General features: G+C 61.8%; 16 protein-coding genes. 13 read left to right on the forward strand and 3 right to left on the reverse strand.

The window, feature by feature from the left end:
* Window positions 1-86: 86 nt before the first annotated feature.
* Window positions 87-818, reverse strand: a complete 732-nt coding sequence (locus tag BN69_RS16955) for a class I SAM-dependent methyltransferase (protein WP_014892877.1) — start codon at window positions 816-818, stop codon at window positions 87-89.
* 117 nt (window positions 819-935) lie between these two features.
* Here BN69_RS16955 and BN69_RS16960 point away from each other — a divergent pair, with 117 nt between their 5' ends.
* Window positions 936-2,237 (forward strand): glutamate-5-semialdehyde dehydrogenase, encoded by a 1,302-nt coding sequence (locus BN69_RS16960; RefSeq protein ID WP_014892878.1) that lies wholly within the window; start codon window positions 936-938, stop codon window positions 2,235-2,237.
* Between the two features lie 67 nt (window positions 2,238-2,304).
* A complete protein-coding gene (locus tag BN69_RS16965) occupies window positions 2,305-2,904 on the forward strand; it encodes a nicotinate-nucleotide adenylyltransferase (RefSeq protein ID WP_014892879.1) in 600 nt (199 codons plus the stop codon).
* A 67-nt stretch (window positions 2,905-2,971) separates the two neighbouring features.
* Here the strand turns inward: BN69_RS16965 and BN69_RS16970 are convergent, their stop codons facing one another.
* Window positions 2,972-3,292: a hypothetical protein gene (locus BN69_RS16970; RefSeq protein WP_014892880.1), complete on the reverse strand. Its 321-nt coding sequence runs from the start codon at window positions 3,290-3,292 to the stop codon at window positions 2,972-2,974.
* A gap of 47 nt (window positions 3,293-3,339) precedes the next feature.
* The gene (rimO, locus tag BN69_RS16975; protein ID WP_014892881.1) at window positions 3,340-4,689 is read right to left on the reverse strand and encodes a 30S ribosomal protein S12 methylthiotransferase RimO; all 1,350 of its coding nucleotides are present in this window, start codon (window positions 4,687-4,689) and stop codon (window positions 3,340-3,342) included.
* Window positions 4,690-5,037: 348 nt separating this feature from the next.
* On the opposite strand from rimO, the gene BN69_RS16980 reads away from it, so the two are divergent.
* The 11 genes from BN69_RS16980 (at window position 5,038) to BN69_RS17030 (ending at window position 18,604) form a co-directional block, all read left to right on the forward strand.
* Complete coding sequence (locus BN69_RS16980; protein WP_014892883.1) at window positions 5,038-6,021, forward strand: beta-ketoacyl-ACP synthase III; 984 nt, start codon at window positions 5,038-5,040, stop codon at window positions 6,019-6,021.
* 134 nt (window positions 6,022-6,155) lie between these two features.
* Window positions 6,156-7,193, forward strand: a complete 1,038-nt coding sequence (locus BN69_RS16985) for a sulfate ABC transporter substrate-binding protein (protein ID WP_014892884.1) — start codon at window positions 6,156-6,158, stop codon at window positions 7,191-7,193.
* Entirely contained in the window at window positions 7,190-8,053 is an 864-nt protein-coding gene (cysT, locus tag BN69_RS16990) for a sulfate ABC transporter permease subunit CysT (RefSeq protein WP_014892885.1), read from the forward strand. The genes BN69_RS16985 and cysT overlap by 4 nt, the downstream gene beginning before the upstream one ends.
* Window positions 8,046-8,936 (forward strand): sulfate ABC transporter permease subunit CysW, encoded by an 891-nt coding sequence (cysW, locus tag BN69_RS16995; RefSeq protein ID WP_014892886.1) that lies wholly within the window; start codon window positions 8,046-8,048, stop codon window positions 8,934-8,936. Before cysT ends, cysW begins: the two co-directional genes overlap by 8 nt.
* The gene (locus BN69_RS17000; protein WP_051013353.1) at window positions 8,899-10,029 is read left to right on the forward strand and encodes a sulfate/molybdate ABC transporter ATP-binding protein; all 1,131 of its coding nucleotides are present in this window, start codon (window positions 8,899-8,901) and stop codon (window positions 10,027-10,029) included. Before cysW ends, BN69_RS17000 begins: the two co-directional genes overlap by 38 nt.
* Window positions 10,026-10,838 carry a trans-aconitate 2-methyltransferase gene (gene tam, locus BN69_RS17005; protein WP_014892888.1) on the forward strand — a complete coding sequence of 271 codons (813 nt, stop codon included), beginning with the start codon at window positions 10,026-10,028 and terminating at the stop codon, window positions 10,836-10,838. Before BN69_RS17000 ends, tam begins: the two co-directional genes overlap by 4 nt.
* Window positions 10,839-11,243: 405 nt before the next feature.
* A complete protein-coding gene (locus tag BN69_RS17010) occupies window positions 11,244-13,793 on the forward strand; it encodes an alginate export family protein (protein WP_014892889.1) in 2,550 nt (849 codons plus the stop codon).
* Between the two features lie 189 nt (window positions 13,794-13,982).
* A complete protein-coding gene (locus BN69_RS17015; protein ID WP_198408143.1) occupies window positions 13,983-14,879 on the forward strand; it encodes a formate/nitrite transporter family protein in 897 nt (298 codons plus the stop codon).
* A gap of 283 nt (window positions 14,880-15,162) precedes the next feature.
* Window positions 15,163-16,248, forward strand: a complete 1,086-nt coding sequence (locus BN69_RS17020) for an NADH-quinone oxidoreductase subunit B family protein (RefSeq protein ID WP_051013355.1) — start codon at window positions 15,163-15,165, stop codon at window positions 16,246-16,248.
* A 17-nt stretch (window positions 16,249-16,265) separates the two neighbouring features.
* Window positions 16,266-18,086: a nickel-dependent hydrogenase large subunit gene (locus BN69_RS17025; RefSeq protein ID WP_014892893.1), complete on the forward strand. Its 1,821-nt coding sequence runs from the start codon at window positions 16,266-16,268 to the stop codon at window positions 18,084-18,086.
* Window positions 18,083-18,604, forward strand: a complete 522-nt coding sequence (locus BN69_RS17030) for a hypothetical protein (protein ID WP_014892894.1) — start codon at window positions 18,083-18,085, stop codon at window positions 18,602-18,604. The genes BN69_RS17025 and BN69_RS17030 overlap by 4 nt, the downstream gene beginning before the upstream one ends.
* Window positions 18,605-18,606: the final 2 nt, after the last annotated feature.

Below are 18,606 nucleotides of genomic sequence, written 5' to 3' on the forward strand. Positions count from 1 at the left end.
CGCAAGACCAGCGTTCTTGGGGGTTGCTCTTGATTCCCGGTCGGACCTTCAGTCCGCCGGGAATGACGAGCCATGATTGCTCGGAGTCACGCGCCCGGCTTCGTCGCCGTCACCAGCGTGTCGACGCCGTCGCGGAATTCGACGGCGACCGGCGCGAAGCCCGCGGCGCGCAACTGCTCCAGAGCGGGCTCGAAATACATGATGTGCTGGGGCGATTCGTCGCTCAGCAGGTGCACGATCCAGTCTTCGAGCAGATCGAGTCGGTTCATCTTCGTGAAAATCTTGAACCAATCCCGCACCACGGCTTGCGTATCGGCAAGATGCGCTGCCGGATCGTCCATCGCGTAGCGGTCGCCGTTGACGAAAATTCCGCCCGGCTTCAGGACACGGAAAATCTCGCAAACCACGGACTTACGGTAGCCGTCAGGAAAGTTATGCACCGCGTAATTCGAAATGACGACATCCATGCCCGCATCGGGCAATGCGCGGAGCGCCGTCAGCGCATCGGCGTCGATAAATTTGACGCGGCCCGCCAGGGCGTAATCGGCGAGATTGGTCCGCGCCTGATCCAGCATTTCGCCGGCGCTGTCGATCGCGGTGAGCTTGAGGTCGCCCCGCGCCGAGAGCGCCGCCAGCGTGCTGATCCCGGTTCCGCAGCCGATCTCGAAGCCGTCGATAGGCCCTGCCTCGGAACGCCACTCGGCGACCCGCTCGCCGATCTTCTTGGCGAGCGTCGCGGCGTTTGGACACATCAGCCGCAGCACGTCATATTCGGCCGCAAGGGGCCCAGTGAAAGGATTCTCTTGAAGCGCGGACATGCGGCTTTTTTTTCATATCGTGGCAGCCCTCGCAAGTGCGGCTTTTCTTGCGGGCGGCTTTTCTTGCCGGGGTCGCCATGTTAGCGAAACTCCTGAATATCTTGTGAGAAAGCTATGATGCAGGCATTACGCGGCGAGCCCCAGGCGGGCGGCGCAGACGCGACGCTGAGCGACTCATTTGTCGCGCTCGGGCGCGCCGCGCGTGCAGCGGCGCGGGCGGCGGCGCTCGCCTCGACCGACGCCAAGAACAAGGCGCTGCGTGTGGCGGCCGGCGAAATTCGTCGCCAGAGCAACGCCATACTCGCCGCCAATGCGCTCGACGTCGCTGACGCCGAGGCGCGCGGAACGGCGGCGTCTTTCCTCGATCGGCTGACGCTCGATCCCGCCCGCGTCGAGGCGATCGCCCGTGGACTGGAGGAGATCGCCGATCTGCCGGACCCTGTCGGCCGCGTTCTAGCGCGTTTCGATCGCCCGAACGGCCTGAAGATCGAGCGCGTCTCGACGCCGCTCGGCGTCATCGGTGTGATTTATGAAAGCCGGCCGAATGTCACCGCCGACGCCGGCGCTCTGTGTCTGAAGGCAGGCAACGCCGCGATCCTGCGCGGCGGCTCCGAGAGTCTGCGCTCGTCGGCCGCCATTCACGCCTGCCTCGTCGCGGGGCTGAAGGCGGCCGGGCTTCCCGAAGCGGCGATCTCGCTTGTCGCGACGGCGGATCGCGCCGCTGTGGGCGCGATGCTGGCGGGCCTCGACGGCAATATCGACGTGATCGTGCCGCGCGGCGGCAAGAGTCTCGTCGCCCGCGTGCAGCATGAGGCGCGCGTCCCGGTCTTCGCGCATCTCGAAGGCATCGTGCATGTCTTCGTCCATAAGGACGCCGATCTCGACATGGCGAAGCGCGTGCTGCTCAACGCCAAGATGCGCCGCACCGGCATCTGCGGCGCGGCGGAGACGCTGCTGGTCGACAAGGCCTGCGCCGCGACCCATTTGCAGCCGCTCGTCTCCATGCTGATCGATTCAGGCTGCGAAGTGCGCGGCGACGCGGCGGCGCAAGCCGCAGACGCGCGGGTCAAGCCCGCGGCGGAAGACGACTGGCGCGCCGAATATCTCGACGCGATCATCGCGGCGCGGGTCGTCGACGGGTTAGCGGGCGCGATCGAACATATCGAGACCTATGGCTCGCATCACACTGATTGCATCATCACCCGCGACGAAGCAGCGGCGCAGCGCTTTATGAACGAAGTCGACTCGGCGATCGTGCTGCACAACGCCTCGACGCAATTCGCCGACGGCGGCGAATTCGGCTTCGGCGCCGAGATCGGCATCGCCACCGGCCGCATGCATGCGCGCGGACCCGTCGGCGTCGAGCAGCTGACCTCGTTCAAATATCGCGTCTACGGCGACGGCCAGGTGCGAGGGTGAGTGGTCTCTTGGGTGGCGCGTCGCGCGAGCCCTTGAAGCGCCGCTTCTCCCGCTTGCGGGAGAGGGAATGATCCCGCGCCTCCCGCCGCATGCGCTCGGCATGCGCATCGGCCTTTTCGGCGGCTCCTTCGATCCGCCGCATGACGGCCATGCGCTCGTTTCGCGCCTCGCGCTGACGCGGCTAAAACTCGATCGGCTGTGGTGGATCGTCTCGCCCGGCAATCCGCTGAAAGACGCGAGCGAATTGCCGTCGATCGAAGCACGGATCGCCGCGGCGAAAAAAATCCTGCATGATCCGCGCGTCGCCTTCACCGGCTTCGAGGCTGAGATCGGCGCGCGCTTCACCTGCGACACGCTCGATTATCTTCGCCTCCATTGCCCCGGCGTGCGCTTCGTCTGGATCATGGGCGCGGACAATCTGCTGCAGTTTCATCGCTGGCGACGATGGCAGGACATTGCGCGGACGACGCCCATCGCCGTCATCGACCGGCCGGGCGCGACGCTGAAAGCCGCCAACGCAAAGGCGGCGGTCTATTTCAAGAGCGCGAGGATTCCCGAGCGCGAGGCCGGTATGCTCGCCGTGACGCCCCCGCCGGCGATCGTCTACCTGCACGGGCCAAGACTCGAGCGTTCGTCGACCGAATTGCGCGCAGGAACGCGTTCCTGACGCGCTCCGGTCTCTCGAAGGCGCGATTTCGGCCGCGCCAGCTTCGCCTTCGGCGGAAGCGCTGCCGCTACTTTCGCTCGAAGAGCGGCAATATCCAGCGCTTATAGGCCCAGAAGCTCAGAGGAATGCCGACGAAGATCGCGACCCACATCAGCGCCGAATTGTCCGTGCCGTGCTCGTAAAAGCCGCCGCCTTCGGTCACGGACTGCGTATAGGGATTACGCACAAAAAGCGTGATCGCGAATGAGCCGATAAGGATCAGCGCCGTGGCGATGTAAAGGCTGCGCGGAATTACGAACTTCGGCAGCTGCGGCTGCGCCGGCGGCTCTTCGGGCCTGGGCGGCGGTGTTTCCTGCGGCTTGCCCGCGTCTTGGGGTTCTTCGGTCATGGGCTTCTCTCCCGATATTCTGCGCTTGGCCCCAATATAGGGCTGCTTTAGGTCGCCGCGCCATAGACGTCATAGGCCTCGGCGCGCTCGATTTTCGCCGTGACGATGTCGCCCGCGCGCAACGGGCGCCGCGATGCGACGAAGGCCGCGCCGTCGATCTGCGGCGCGTCGGCCTTGGTGCGGCCCTTGGCGAGCGCGCCTGAAGGGCCGCCGCCGGGCTCGTCGATGATGATTGAAAGGCGCTTGCCGACCTTGCGCTTCATCAGCCGCGCGCTGATCGCCTGCTGCTTCGCCATGAAGCGCTTCCAGCGCGTCTCCTTCACCTCGTCGGGCACGGCGGGCAGGCCAAGCGCCTCGGCCGGGGCGCCGGAGACAGGCTCATATTTGAAGGCGCCGGCGCGGTCGATCTCGGCCTCCTCCAGCCAATCGAGAAGATAGTCGAAATCCGCGTCGGTCTCGCCGGGGAAGCCGACGATGAAGGTCGACCGCAGCGCGAGGTCGGGACACGCGTCGCGCCAGGCTCGAATGCGCGCCAGGGTCTTTTCATCATTGGCGGGACGCTTCATGGCCTTCAGCACGTTCGGCGCGGCATGCTGAAAGGGAATGTCGAGATAGGGAAGGATTTTCCCCTCCGCCATCAATGGCATCACCTCGTCGACATGCGGATAGGGATAGACGTAGTGCAGGCGCACCCATAGGCCGAGATCGCCAAGCTCCCGCGCGAGATCGAGAAAGCGCGCGCGCACGCTGCGGTCGCCGAATTTGCTTTCGGCGTAGCGAATGTCGCGGCCATAGGCGCTCGTGTCCTGCGAGATGACGAGCAGCTCCTTGACGCCCGCGCGCGCCAGCTTTTCCGCTTCGCGCAGCACGTCGGCGGCCGGCCGCGAGACAAGCGGCCCGCGCAGATGCGGGATGATGCAGAAGGCGCAGCTGTTGTCGCAGCCTTCCGAGATTTTCAGATAGGCGTAATGGCGCGGCGTGAGCTTCACGCCCTGTTCGGGAAGAAGATCGACGAAGGGGTCATGCGCCGGCGCGGCGGCGCGATGCACTGCTTCGACCACGCTCTCATATTGCTGCGGGCCGGTGATCGCCAGCACTTGCGGGAAGCGCGCCGTAATGGCCTCGGGCTCCGCGCCCATGCAGCCGGTGACGATCACCTTGCCGTTTTCGTTCAGCGCGGCGCCGATCGCTTCGAGCGACTCCGCCTTGGCGCTGTCGAGAAAGCCGCAGGTGTTGACGATGACGACGTCAGCCCCGGCGTGGCTGCGCGACAGCTCGTAACCTTCCGCGCGCAGCCGCGTGACGATCCGTTCGCTATCGACGAGGGCCTTCGGACAGCCGAGCGAGACGAAGGAGACGCGCGGGGCGGCGCTGAACGGCCTCTGTTGTTCCTGCATGGCGCCCCTTGCCACGGGCGGGGCGTCTTTGCAATCGCGGGCTCAGCGTTACGCCGTCAGCGCGCCAATGAGAGCGAAGAGCGCGACGGCGGCAAAGATGATGGCGTGAACCATAAACGCAACTCCGACGGCCCCCCGAATTGGTGTAATTGTGCGCGCTTTAAGAAAGCGTTGAGGGCCCCGTTCAAGGCGAATTTCGGCGCTGGCGCAAAAAAGCCAATAAGTCAGCGACGATGAGGGCCCTTGCCGGAGCTCGAAAAGAAAAATTTGCGCTCGGCCTGAGCCGCTCTTAATGAATAGCGCCTCGCTACGAGCTTCAGCCACGCCGTCTCAAGGAAGCGCCACGTCTTGACGAATTCCATAGTTCTCGGAACCGGGTCTTATGCGCCGCAGCGCGTCATCTCCAACGTCGACCTCGAGAAGATCGTCAGGACGAACAATGAGTGGATCGTCAGCCGCACCGGCATCAAAGAGCGCCGAGTCGCCGCGGATCATGAGGCCACGTCGGATCTGGCCGCGGCCGCCGGGCGCGAGGCGCTGCAATTCGCCGGCGTAAAGCCCGACGACGTCGACATGATCATCGTGTGCACCGTTACAGGCGATGCGCCGACGCCGTCCTGCGCATCTTTTGTTCAGGCGCAGCTCGGCGCGAAGAACGCCTTCGCTTTTGACGTCGGCGCCGCCTGCGCCGGTTCGCTCTACGGTCTCTCGATCGCCGACCAGTTCATCAGAAGCGGCAAGGTCAAGCGCGCGCTGGTGATCGGGGCCGAGACCCTCAGCCGCTTCGTCGATTGGACTAACCGCGAGACCTGCGTGCTGTTTGGCGACGCCGCCGGCGCGATTTTGCTTGGCGCCAGCGAAGAGGAAGGGCGTGGCCTGCTCGCCGCGAGCCTGCGCACCGACGGTTCGATGACGGGCATTCTCGGCATCTATGGCGGCGGCAGCCGCCGCCCGCCTTCCGCGGAAATGCTTGAAGAAAAGGCCGGCAAAATCAAGATGCGCGGGCGCGAGGTCTATAAGGTGGCGACGCGGCTGTTGCCTGAAGTGGTCGGCGACACGCTTGAAGCCGCCGGTCTGACCGCAGCCGACATCAATCACGTCATCGCCCACCAGGCGAATAAGCGCATCATCGAGTCCGCGATGCAGAATCTGGGCGTCCCCTTCGAGAAATGCTGGATCAACATCGACCGCTACGGCAATACGTCGAGCGCCTCGATGCCGATCACGCTCGATGAGGCGAATCGCGCCGGAAGGCTGAAAAAGGGCGACGTCATCGCGATGATGGCGATCGGCGCGGGAATGACCTGGGGCGGCGCAGTGCTGCGCTGGTAGGCTTTCCTTTCGCGGCCGTCCAACTCCAAACTTCGTTGACGCCAAACAGGCCTGCTTGACGCGGGCCTTTTTTCGCCTTGTGCCATCAATCTACTCATGCTACCGTTTTTATAGACTATTGGAGAGGCGTCACCATGAGCGAGAATTTGCAGAAGAGTCTGGGTCTGGGAATTATAGGGGTCGTGGTTGCGCTCACGATGTTGGCGAGCGCGCATTCTCAAGCGGGCCAGACGTTCCTGAACGTCTCCTATGACCCGACGCGCGAACTCTATAAGGCGATTAATCCCGCGTTCGCGGCGGACTGGAAAGCCCGGACCGGCGAAACGATCGAACTTCTGGCGTCGCATGGCGGCTCGGGCGCGCAAGCGCGCGCCGTGATCGAGGGGCTGAACGCCGATGTCGTGACGCTGGCGCTCGCCGCCGACATTGACGCGATCGCCAGCAAGAGCGGCAAAATTCCGGTCGATTGGCAAAAGCGCCGACCGAATAACTCGTCGCCCTATACGTCGACGATCGTGTTTCTCGTCCGCAAGGGCAATCCGAAAGCCGTCAAGGATTGGGACGATCTGGCCAAGCCCGGCGTCGCGGTGATCACGCCCAACCCCAAGACGTCGGGCGGCGCGCGTTGGAATTATCTTGCGGCCTGGGGCTATGGGCTGAAGAAATTCGGCGGCGACGAAGCCAAGACGAAAGATTTCGTCAAGGCGATCTACAAGAACGCCCCGGTCATGGACACGGGCGCGCGAGGCTCGACGATCACCTTCGCCCAGCGCGGCATCGGCGACGTGCTCCTTGCATGGGAGAACGAAGCCTTTCTTGCGCTGAAGGAATTTGGCGCTGACAAGTTCGAGATCGTGACGCCGCCGCAGTCCATTCTGGCGGAGCCGCCGGTCGCCGTCGTTGACGCCAACGCCGACGCCAAAGGCAACAGGCAGCTCGCGGAAGCCTATCTCGACTTCCTCTATTCGCCGCCGGCGCAGGCGATCATTGCGCGCAATTTCTATCGTCCCGTTCATCCGGAATATGCGGCGAAGGACGACGTAAAGAAATTCGCCAAGATCGATTTCATCACCGTGGATAAAAGTTTCGGCGGCTGGGCGGCCGCGCAAAAGAAACATTTCGCCGACGGCGGCATTTTCGACGACATCCAGAAACAAGAGCTGACAAGGTGACCTCCCCAGTCCTTGTCGGCAAAAACGCCCGACGCTTCACGGCGCCGGGCGTCATTCCTGGCTTCGGCCTGACCTTCGGCTATACGCTGATCTATCTTGGCGTGATCGTCCTCTTTCCGCTCGCCACGCTCATCTGGCAGTCATCGGGACTGGGATTTTCCGGGCTCTACGCGATCGCCTCGGAGCCGCGCGTCGCCGCGTCGCTGCGCACGACGTTCTTCATCTCCTTCGCCGCCGCGGTCGTCGATCTGTTCTTTGGCCTCATCGTCGCCTGGGTGCTCACAAGATACGATTTTCCCGGCCGTCGACTGCTCGACGCATTCGTCGATCTGCCCTTCGCGCTGCCGACGGCGGTCGCCGGCATTTCGCTTGCGGCGCTGTATTCGCCGAATGGCTGGTTTGGCGCGCCGCTCGCCGACTACGACATCAAGGTCGCTTACACCCGCTGGGGCATTCTGGTCGCGCTCATCTTCATCGGACTGCCGTTCGTCGTGCGCACCGTGCAGCCGATTATTTCGGAACTTGAAGTGGAGCTGGAAGAGGCTTCCGCCACGCTCGGCGCGGGCAGGCTGCAAACCGTCATCCGTGTGATGCTTCCGCCCCTGGCGCCGGCGTTGCTCACCGGCTTCGCGCTCGCCTTCGCCAGATCCATTGGCGAATATGGGTCGGTGATCTTCATCGCCGGCAATATCGCTTACGTCTCCGAGATCGCGCCGCTGCTCATCGTCGTGAAGCTTGAACAATATGATGTCCCCGGCGCGACCGGGATCGCGACCATCATGCTGGCGATTTCCTTCGCCGCGCTGCTTCTCATCAATCTGGTCCAGGCTTGGAGCCGCAGGAGATTCGGCCATGTCTGAGATCGCGGTCACGTCCAGCGGCCGCGATCGCGGCGTCAAATTCCGGCCGGTCACGCATGACTCGTCGTTTGCGCGCTACGCGCTTATTGCGACCGCGGTGCTGTTTCTCGCCATCTTTCTTTTGGCGCCGCTTGCCATCGTCTTCGTCGAAGCCTTCAGCAAAGGGATCGGACCCTTTCTTATGGCGTTCGATGATCCAGACGCGCGCGCCGCGATCCGTCTGACGCTTCTTGTCGCGGCGATCGCCGTGCCGGCCAATCTTGTGTTCGGACTCGCAGCGTCCTGGTCGATCGCCAAATTTTCCTTTCCCGGCAAGAGCGTTCTCATCACGCTGATTGATCTGCCGTTCTCGGTATCGCCGGTCGTCGCCGGCCTCGTCTATGTGCTGGTGTTCGGCGGCCAGGGCCTCTTTGGCCCGTGGCTCGCGGCCCATGGCGTGCAGATCATTTTTGCCGTGCCCGGCATCGTGCTGGCGACGATCTTCGTCACCTTTCCTTTCGTTGCGCGCGAACTCATTCCGTTGATGGAGGAGCAGGGCAAGATTGAGGAAGAAGCGGCGCTCACGCTCGGGGCCTCCGGCTTCAAGACTTTTCTGACCGTGACGCTGCCCAACATCAAATGGGGCCTGCTGTATGGCTTGCTGCTCTGTAACGCCCGCGCCATGGGCGAGTTCGGCGCCGTTTCGGTCGTATCGGGTCACATACGCGGCTTGACCAATACAATTCCGCTTCAGGTGGAGATACTCTACAATGAGTACAATAATGTCGCCGCTTTCGCGCTCGCGGTTCTTCTTGCAGGCTTGGCGCTTGTCACACTCGGGCTCAAGACGTTCCTCGAATGGCGTCATGCCGACGCGCTCTCCGGACGCGCTCGCCGCCACTGAAGCGAGTAAGCGCGGCGCGTCTATTCGCATTGAGGGAGTCGAGCAGGATTTCGGCGCCTTTCCGGCCTTGCGCGACGTCAGCCTCGAGATTCAGCCTGGAGAACTCGTCGCGCTGCTCGGCCCTTCGGGCTCGGGCAAGACGACGCTGCTGCGTGTGATCGCGGGCCTGAATTCTCCCGATCGCGGGCGCGTTCTGTTCGACGGCGAGAACGCGACCAATCTTCGCGTGCAGGACCGCCATGTGGGCATGGTTTTTCAGAACTATGCGCTCTTCAAACATATGACCGTCGCCGACAATATCGCCTACGGTCTGAGAGTTCGTCCCAGACGCACGCGTCCCTCGCGGGCGGCGATCAAGGCGCGCGCCACGGAGCTTCTGCAGTTCGTGCAGCTCGACGGACTTGGCGGCCGCTATCCGGCGCAGCTTTCCGGCGGCCAGCGACAGCGCGTCGCGCTCGCGCGCGCGCTCGCCATCGAGCCGCGCGTGCTGCTGCTCGATGAACCTTTTGGCGCGCTTGATGCGCGCGTGCGCAAGGATTTGCGCCGCTGGCTGCGCGACATTCATAAGCAGACGGGATTGACGACGGTCTTCGTCACGCATGATCAGGATGAAGCGATGGAGCTTGCGGATCGCGTCGTCGTGCTCAACGAAGGCCGCATCGAACAGATTGGTACGCCTGAAGAACTTTACGACCGCCCGGCTTCGCCGTTCGTCATCTCCTTCGTTGGCGAAGCGGTCGCGTTGCCCGTCACCATCTCCGACGGCCACGTGACGTTCGGCGGCCGCGAATTGCACATCGACACCCACGGCTTGCGCAGCGGACCGGCGAGAGTCTTCTTCCGCCCGGCGGACATCGCCGTCGCGGCTGAAGGGAACGGCGATCTTGAAGGACGCGTCGAGAGCCTGCGGCGCACGCCAGCCGGCGTTCGCGCCACGATCGCCATCGACGGCTATGATCAAACGCTTGAGATCGACTCGCCGCTCGACCGTTCGGCTTCGCTCGGCGGCCGCGTTCCGCTCTCGCTGGCGAAAGCCCGCATCTTTCCGGCGGACGAGAACGGCGACTATGTCAACGCCGGAGACGGCATTTGAGCGCGGCGCCTGCTGACGCGATTGATGAGAAGAACGCCGCCAACGACTGGAATTCGGCGCTCTATCTGAAATTCGAAGCGGAGCGCACGCGCGCCGCCCGCGACCTGCTCGCGCACGTGCCTTATTGCGAGACCCGACGGGTTTTTGACCTTGGATGCGGACCTGGAAACAGCACCCGGCTACTCGCGATGAGCTTTCCCGGCGCTGACATCATCGGAATCGACAAATCCGACAATATGCTAGCGGTCGCTCGCGCGTGCACGCCGACGGCGACGTTTATCAAAGAGGATATCGCGCATTGGCGGCCTTCCGAGCCGGCCGATCTCATCTTCGCCAATGCGGCGCTGCATTTCCTTCCCGATCATCGCGGGTTGATGACCAGGCTCTTGAGTTATTTGCGGCCCGGCGGACGTCTTGCGGTCCAGATGCCGAACAATACGCATGAGCTTTCGCACGCGGCGATGCGTATGGTCGCGGCGGATGGCCCCTGGGCGCCGCGTCTGCTTCCAGTCGCCAAGTCGATCATGGTGCTCGGTCCGCTCGAGGAATATTACAATCTACTCGCGCCGCTCTGCAGCACGATCAACATTTGGCAGACGGTCTATGTCCACCCGCTCGACGGCCCTGACGGCGTGGTCGAGTGGTTCGAAGGATCGGGCCTTCGTCCCTTCCTCGACTTGCTCGATTCAAATGAGCGCGTCGAATTTCTTGCGCGGTACAGAGGGAGGCTCGCACAGGCCTATCCGCGGCAACCGGACGGCAGAGTGCTTCTGCGGTATCCGCGCCTCTTCTTCGCCTTACAGAAATAGGGCGGCGGTCTGGTTTGATCGCCATGGCGGCGTACAATCCGACAAACTGTGACATTACTGCAACGCTTTCGCTCGATATATTTATTTGTCTACTAAATCGATAGACAAACAGATACGCTTTCGGTTTACTGCCTCTTGCGGCTTGGACGGAAAATGTTCGCGGAGGGGCGCCTCGGCGGACGAGAGAGAGCTGGAATGTCGAAGCGAAAATTAAGGCGCGGGCTGCAGTTGCGGCGTTTACTGTGGCTATTTCGCAACAGCGCAAGTCGAAAAATCGAGTTGACTAAAACATGAGCTTAACAGCTCAACCGTGACGGCATACCGATATGTATAGCATTTACATATCGGCCCGTCGCTCAAAGCGCGTCAACCGGAGCTGGGTTAAGCGATACGGGACAAAAGTCGATGTCGATTAGCAAAAACAGAAAGAAGTTGAGGTTAGCCGCGTTTGGCGCCGTTGTCGGCGCCGCCTTTAGCGTTCCCGAAATCGCGGGCGCCGAAGACAAAGCGCCCACTCAGGAGGTTTTGGGAAAAGGGGGTCAGTCGGATAGCGGCGCAAAAACAGCCGCGCCGGAAAAAGCCTCGGTGAAGACGAAGGCCAATGGCGCGGGTGTCGCTGCTGGTCCCGGAGCGCCAGCGGCCCCGCTGGCAAAGAAGAGCTATTACGTGCCGACGCGCGGCTATCGTTTGGAGCCGCAGCCCGACATTCCGCCCTATGTGCGCAATCTGGCGAAGACCTACAAGGAATTCGAAGGCATCGACTGGCTGAACGTCGGTCTCGATTCGCGCGTGCGTTTTGAATATCGCAAGGACGACTATCGGCCGTGGACGAACACGACGACCAATCCGCCGACGTCGCAGCGCAAGTATTTTCCCAATTCGCTTTGGCTGTCGCGCACGCGGGCCTATCTGGGCGTGCAGAACATCCTCGATCCCTTTCGATTCGTTCTCGAATTTCAGGACTCGCGCGCCTACAACAGCATCTATGAATATCAGGGCCAGGAGATCAATCAGACGGAGCTTATTTCGGGCTATGGCGAACTCTTTTTCAAGGACGCCTTCGGCAAGGACGATCTCGGCAATGATCGGCCGCTAACCCTTCGCGCGGGGCGCTTTCACCTCGAGTTGCTCGACAGACGATTGATCGCCGAGAATGAGTTCCGCAACACGACCAACAACTTTGACGGCTTCCGGATCAAAATCGGCAAGAAGGATAATGATTGGGACATCGACAGTTTCCTGATGCGGCCGGTTATTCGTTATCCATATCAGTTCGACCGACCTGATTGGCAGAACTGGATCTACGGCAGCGTGTTCAGCATCCGGCGCTGGTCGGAATATGCGACGATCCAGCCTTATTTTTTAGGCCGCAAGCAATATGGGGATCCGCTCAATGTCTCGAACGCGCTGAAGTTTCATCGCGACACTTATGCGCCCGGCCTGCGCGTCTATGGCGTGATCAACGACTTTGATTACGACTTCGACATCAACAAGCAGTTTGGCGAAACCGGCGAATTCCGCCAGTTGAGGAATGTCCAAAACGCCGTGCAGACGACGGTGCAGCACGACGCCATCGCTTATGCATTCGAGGCGGGCTACACATTTTCAGATCATCCGTGGAAACCGCGGATCAGCGCCAACTACGCCTATGGCTCGGGCAACAAGAGTCCGTTCGACAGCGTCAATCAGACCTTCGACATTTTCTACGGCTTCAATCAGCCCTTCTCGCGCAACGATTATATCGCCTGGAATAACATCAAGGCGCCCAAGGCGCGCATCGAATTTTCGCCGTTCAAGGATCTCCGGATCGATACGGCCTTCAGCGCCTATTGGCTGGCGAGCGCGGCGGCGGCTTGGGACCGGGCCAATCTCCTTGCGCCGCTCGGCAACAGAGGCACGTTCATCGGCACGGAATATGATCTGCGTATTCGCTACAAACTGAATCAGTTCATCAATCTGACGGCGAGCTACGCAAGGTTCTGGCCGGGTTCGTTTACCTCGAGCTTTGCGCCGCCGGTCGCGTTGCAGCCGTTCTTGCCGCAATCTTTTCCCGGACAGACCACGACGACGAATGGCCTGACGGCGCGGCCGACCGACTTCTTTTATCTCGAAGTCTCGGCCAACGCCTTTGGCGACGGCAATCCGATCGCCAAGCCGCCGGGCGCGGATTTTCTCGCGCTCGTTTCGCCTGACGGGCCGCCCCCGCCGCCTGCGCCGCCGCCAAGCTGGCGCGATGTCTACGTCGGCCTCAATGGCGGCGGCGCTTGGTCGAGCCCGCGGTCGATTGTGAATCCCTGGCCTTTCGGCGGCGCAATCGCTAGCCCAGCAGTCGCGGTCAGCGCGACGCCGATCGATCAGACAAACCATCTCGCCGGCTTCCTCGGCGGATTCCAGATCGGCGCCAATTGGAAGTTCGCCGACAGCATCCTCGTCGGCGCCGAGGCGGATCTTCACGGCGTTTCCGGCAATACTGACACGAAATGGCGGGCCGCGTTGACCGCCGCGGGCGGCGACAGCTTCGCCACCTATGCGCAACGCACCGCGACCCTCAACTATCTCGGCACGATCCGCGGTCGATTGGGCTATCTCGTCACCCCGACGCTCGCCCTCTATGGCGCGGGCGGCATGGCCTATGGCGGCGTCGTTTCCAACGCCGCGATCTTCACTCGAAGAATTGGCGGCGCGATTCAGACGCTCGTCAATCCCGTCTATCAGGACAGCTTGATCGGCTGGACGGCGGGCGGCGGCGTCGAATGGATGTTTACGCCCGATTGGAGCGTTAAGATCGACTATCTTCGCTACGATCTCGGGGCCGCTGAAGGGTTCGCTTACGCGGCCCAATCGACCGGCCTTCACGCCTATGGCGCGACAAGCTCGACGCGCTTCAACGGCAATCTCGTGCACGCCGGCGTTAACCGCCACTTCGATCTCATCAGCATCGCAAAAGCAAAATAGGCTCGAGCTGAAGGCCAAGCCCGCGCGAGCAGCGCCAGTGCGCGACTGAAGCGTGCGTGAAGAGCCGCTCCAGTCGCGCTCTCGCCGTCAAATTTGTTCGGCCGGGAACTGCGATTGCGGCTGCACAGTTCAACACTGCGCCTGCCATGGTGGAAGAAAAATTTGGCGAGGTCGCTGAAAGGTCGACACGTGCCGCTGCCCGAACAGCACCTGCAGACCTCCCAAGAGGCGCCTGTGCCTCCGGGCCAAGCCGCTCCGCGCGCGCCGGCAGATTCGGGCGACGTAAAGGGCATCACGAAGCGTGAGATTATCGATATCGAGGAGAGAGCGCAGCCGCGCACGCCCGTCATTTACGAGGTGGTGCGTCGCATGGGCGAAGAAGAACTTGCGCGCCCGGCAGTGTCGCTCTGGTGGTCCGGCGTGGCGGCAGGTCTTTCGATAAGCTTCTCGCTGCTCGCGCAGGCGGTGCTTCAAACGCATCTTCCTGAGAAGAGTTGGACTCCTTTAGTCGTCGCGGCCGGCTACCCAGCCGGCTTTTTGCTGGTCGTTCTCTCGCGCCAGCAGCTCTTCACCGAGAATACGATCACAGCCGTGTTGCCGCTGTTCAAGAGCTTCACCGCGCTGAATCTCGGTCGCGTCATTCGACTATGGAGCGTCGTCTTCGCCGCGAATATGCTCGGCGCTTTCGTCGCCGCTCTGTTCTTTGCGTTCACGCCCGCGCTTTCGGCGGAACTGCGCGACGGCGCCTTCGAGATCAGCCGCCAGATGCTGACGAACAGCCCAGGCGAGATGTTTTTCCGGGGTATTCCTTCCGGCTTCCTGATCGCGGCGATGGTCTGGCTCGTACCCAATGCCGACACGGCCCGATTTCATATGATCAGCCTGTTGACCTATCTCATCGCGGTGGGCGGCTTCACCCATATCGTCGCGGGAGGCGTCGAGGCCTTTCTTCTTGTATTAACGGGCGAACTTACGACGGGGGCGCTGGTTGGCAATTTCATCATGCCCGTCCTGGTCGGCAACATCATCGGCGGAACCGTGCTGTTCGCGCTAATCTCATACGCTCAAGTCATGAGAGAAATCTGAAGGCTGCGAGATTCTCGACAAGACGCGAACGCCTCGCAGGGCGTTGCGCGGATCGACCCGGCGCGTCAAATCGCTCCCGCGCTGTTGCGCGCAAGAGCTGCGCATTTTGCTCCTTCCTAGGAACATTTCTCAAGTTCCAGAGTTTCCTTTGCGCCGTGACAGGCCTGTACGCCGCCGCTGCGCATCGGCAGGGGCGCGTCGCGGCCGATCGCCAGCAATAGCTGAACAGGTGGCCCTGGTAGAAGCTTTCCGTCGCCACGTCTTTTGGTGAAAGGATTGACCGATGGCTCCAGATCCCGATCCCGTGCCAAAAGGAAAAGACCGGCCTCCATCCACAATCGAAGAGCTTGATGTGCTCTGGTTGACGGCGGGACTCAGTTGCGACGGCGACTCGGTCTCAATCACCGCCGCCAGCGAACCAAGCATAGAAGACGTCATTCTCGGAGCGATCCCCGGCCTGCCGAAGGTGCGCTTGCACAATGCAGTGCTCTCCTACGAAGTGGGCGATGACTTCATGAAGGCCTTCCATCAAGGCGCGCGGGGCGAACTCGAAAACTTCGTGCTTGTGGTCGAGGGATCCATCCCGAACGAGAAGCTGAGCGGCGACGGCTATTGGGCGGCGATCGGGACGGACGCCGCGACCGGCCAGCCAATCAGAACCACCGAATGGATCGACCGTTTGGCGCCAAAGGCGCTCGCCGTAATCGGCGCCGGAACTTGCGCCACCTATGGCGGCGTCCATGCGATGAAGGGCAATCCCACCGGCTGCATGGGCCTTCAGGACTATCTGGGCGCCGAGTGGAAATCAAAAGCCGGTCTGCCGATCGTCAATGTACCGGGCTGTCCTGTGCAGCCGGACAATTTCATGGAGACGTTCCTCTATCTGCTGCGCCAGCTCGCCGGTCTCGCGCCGATGATACCTGTCGACAGACACGGCCGCCCGCGCTGGCTGTTTGGTCCGACAGTTCATGAGGGATGCGACCGCGCCGCTTATTACGAAGAGGCCGATTTCGCGCAAGAATATGGCTCTCGGAAGTGCCTGGTGAAGATCGGCTGCTGGGGCCCGGTTGTTCAATGCAACGTGCCCAAGCGCGGTTGGATCGCGGGTCTCGGCGGCTGTCCGAATGTCGGCGGCATCTGCATCGGCTGCACCATGCCGGGCTTTCCCGACAAGTTCATGCCCTTCATGGACGAACCGCCCGGCGCCCGCATCTCATCGGTTCTCATCAAGCCTTACGGCGTGCTGATCCGCAATTTGCGGAAGATCACCAATCACACGCTCAACAAGGAGCCAAGGTGGCGCAACAGGCAGCCGACCTACACAACCGGTTACGAGCCTGATCGGCCGAACAAGACTCATCCACTCTAGTTAAGGGATTCGCGACCATGGTCGACCTCGCAACCCGTCCTGCCGCGCCTCCGCGCGCCAATAAAGCGTCGCCCAATCTCGTCGAGATGAATTGGGATCCGATTACCCGAATCGTCGGCAGTCTCGGAATTTTCACCAAAATCGATTTCGACAACCGCCAGGTCGCCGAATGTCACAGCACGTCGTCGATCTTTCGCGGCTACAGCATTTTCATGAAGGGCAAAGATCCTCGTGATTCCCACTTCATCACCAGCCGCATCTGTGGAATCTGCGGCGACAATCACGCGACGTGCTCCGTCTATGCGCAGAATATGGCCTACGGGATCAAGCCGCCGCCGCTCGCCGACTGGATCATCAATCTGGGCGAAGCCGCGGAATATATGTTCGACCACAACATCTTTCAGGACAATCTCGTCGGGGTCGATTTCTGCGAGCAGATGGTCAAGGAAACCAATCCAAGCGTCTGGGCCAAGGCGCAACGGACTCCGGCGCGGAACGCAGACGCTCACGGCTATCGCACGATCGCCGAGATCATGACCGCGCTCAATCCGTTTTCCGGCGAATTCTACCGTGAGACATTGATTGTGAGCCGCTACACGCGTGAGATGTTCAGCCTGATGGAGGGGCGCCATGTGCACCCCTCCACTCTTTATCCCGGCGGCGTCGGCACCGTGCCGTCGAACCAACTCTTTACCGAATATCTGACGCGACTCGTGCGCTACGCCGAATTCATGAAAAAATGCGTGCCGCTGCACGATGATCTGTTCGACTTCTTTTATGACGCGCTGCCCGGCTACGAGGAGGTTGGACGTCGGCGGATTCTGCTGGGGTGCTGGGGCGCGTTTCAGGATCCGAACCATTGCGACTACAATTACAAGCACATGACCGACTGGGGTCGAAAAATGTTCGTCACTCCAGGCGTTGTCGTCGACGGCAAGCTTGTCACGACCGATCTCGTCGACATCAATCTGCAGATTCGAATCCTGCGCGGGCAGTCCTACTATGATGGGTGGGACGATTGCGAAACCTTCGTCAAGACGGACCCGCTGGGCAATCCGGTCGACCAAAAGCACCCATGGAATCAGACGACGATTCCAAGACCGCAGAAGCGAGATTTCGACAAGAACTATTCCTGGGTGATGTGTCCGCGCTGGCTCGACAAGAGCAGCGGAGATCATCTGCCGCTCGACACCGGCGGCGGCGCCTTCGCGCGTCTGTTCTCCACGGCGCTGGCGGGGCTCGTCGACATGAAAGGCTATGTCAAAGCGACGGGCGACAGCGTGAAGATCAATCTTCCCAAGACGGCGCTCAAGCCTGCGGTCGAGTTTGAATGGAAGGTTCCAAAGTGGAGCAACGCGATCGAACGCGATCGGGCGCGCACCTATTTCCAAGCCTACTGCGCCGCGGCGGCGTATTATTTCCTGGAACAGGCCTTCGGAGAAATACAGGCGGGCCGCACAAAGACCTTTACGCCATTCGAGGTTCCCGATGAGGCGATCGGCTGCGGCTTCCACGAGGCGGTGCGCGGCGTGCTGTCGCATCATCTCGTCATAAGAGACAAGAAGATCGCCAATTACCATCCCTATCCTCCGACGCCGTGGAACGCGACGCCGCGAGATGATTTCGGAACGCCTGGACCTTACGAGGACGCGGTTCAGAATACCCCGATCTTCGAAGAGAACGGTCCGGACAAGTTTAAGGGCATCGACATCATGCGCGCTGTGCGCAGTTTCGATCCTTGTCTGCCATGCGGCGTGCACATGTATGTGGGCGGCGGCAAAACCGTTAAGACCACGCATTCGCCGATGTTCGGCGCGTCGCGAAAGCCGTCGCCATGAATGGAGAGGCGCGCGAGACGGAGACGCTGGAGCAGTCTCTGGTCCGGCTCGAGAAGCTGACGGCCGCGCTAGAGGGAATCGCGGACGGGACGGGGCGGCAGGCGGCGCGTGAGTTGCTGGCGCTCATGCTCGATCTGCACGCGCGTTCGCTCGCGCGACTCAGCGCGATCATTGCGGCGTCGAACGATGGCGCCGCCTTACTCGAGAAGATCGTCGAGGATCGGGACCTTCGGGCGATATTTCTCCTCCACGGGCTGCATCCGCAGAGCGTGGAGGATCGTCTACAGGATGTCATCGCGCGCATGCTGCCGCAGTGGAGCGCACGCGGCCTCCATGTGAGCCTCATGAGCGCGGGTAAAGCCTTTGCGATGGTTCAGCTGCAAAGGAATGGCGTTGCTGAGCCTACCGACCAGCTGCGGCTGGAGATCGAGAACGCGCTCACCGACGCCGCGCCCGACCTCGACGATATTTTGATCGAAATGGACATGACAGCCCTTTACGCAGAGACCGCCGCCTAGCC

This window comes from Methylocystis sp. SC2 (assembly GCF_000304315.1).
Classification (GTDB): Bacteria; Pseudomonadota; Alphaproteobacteria; order Rhizobiales; family Beijerinckiaceae; genus Methylocystis.

Coding starts and splice junctions, on each gene's coding strand:
- BN69_RS16955 (WP_014892877.1), bottom strand. CDS start 818: ATGTCCGCGCTTCAAGAGAATCCTTTCACTGGGCCCCTTGCGGCCGAA.
- BN69_RS16960 (WP_014892878.1), top strand. CDS start 936: ATGCAGGCATTACGCGGCGAGCCCCAGGCGGGCGGCGCAGACGCGACG.
- BN69_RS16965 (WP_014892879.1), top strand. CDS start 2,305: ATGATCCCGCGCCTCCCGCCGCATGCGCTCGGCATGCGCATCGGCCTT.
- BN69_RS16970 (WP_014892880.1), bottom strand. CDS start 3,292: ATGACCGAAGAACCCCAAGACGCGGGCAAGCCGCAGGAAACACCGCCG.
- rimO (WP_014892881.1), bottom strand. CDS start 4,689: ATGCAGGAACAACAGAGGCCGTTCAGCGCCGCCCCGCGCGTCTCCTTC.
- BN69_RS16985 (WP_014892884.1), top strand. CDS start 6,156: ATGAGCGAGAATTTGCAGAAGAGTCTGGGTCTGGGAATTATAGGGGTC.
- cysW (WP_014892886.1), top strand. CDS start 8,046: ATGTCTGAGATCGCGGTCACGTCCAGCGGCCGCGATCGCGGCGTCAAA.
- BN69_RS17000 (WP_051013353.1), top strand. CDS start 8,899: ATGCCGACGCGCTCTCCGGACGCGCTCGCCGCCACTGAAGCGAGTAAG.
- BN69_RS17010 (WP_014892889.1), top strand. CDS start 11,244: ATGTCGATTAGCAAAAACAGAAAGAAGTTGAGGTTAGCCGCGTTTGGC.
- BN69_RS17020 (WP_051013355.1), top strand. CDS start 15,163: ATGGCTCCAGATCCCGATCCCGTGCCAAAAGGAAAAGACCGGCCTCCA.
- BN69_RS17025 (WP_014892893.1), top strand. CDS start 16,266: ATGGTCGACCTCGCAACCCGTCCTGCCGCGCCTCCGCGCGCCAATAAA.
- BN69_RS17030 (WP_014892894.1), top strand. CDS start 18,083: ATGAATGGAGAGGCGCGCGAGACGGAGACGCTGGAGCAGTCTCTGGTC.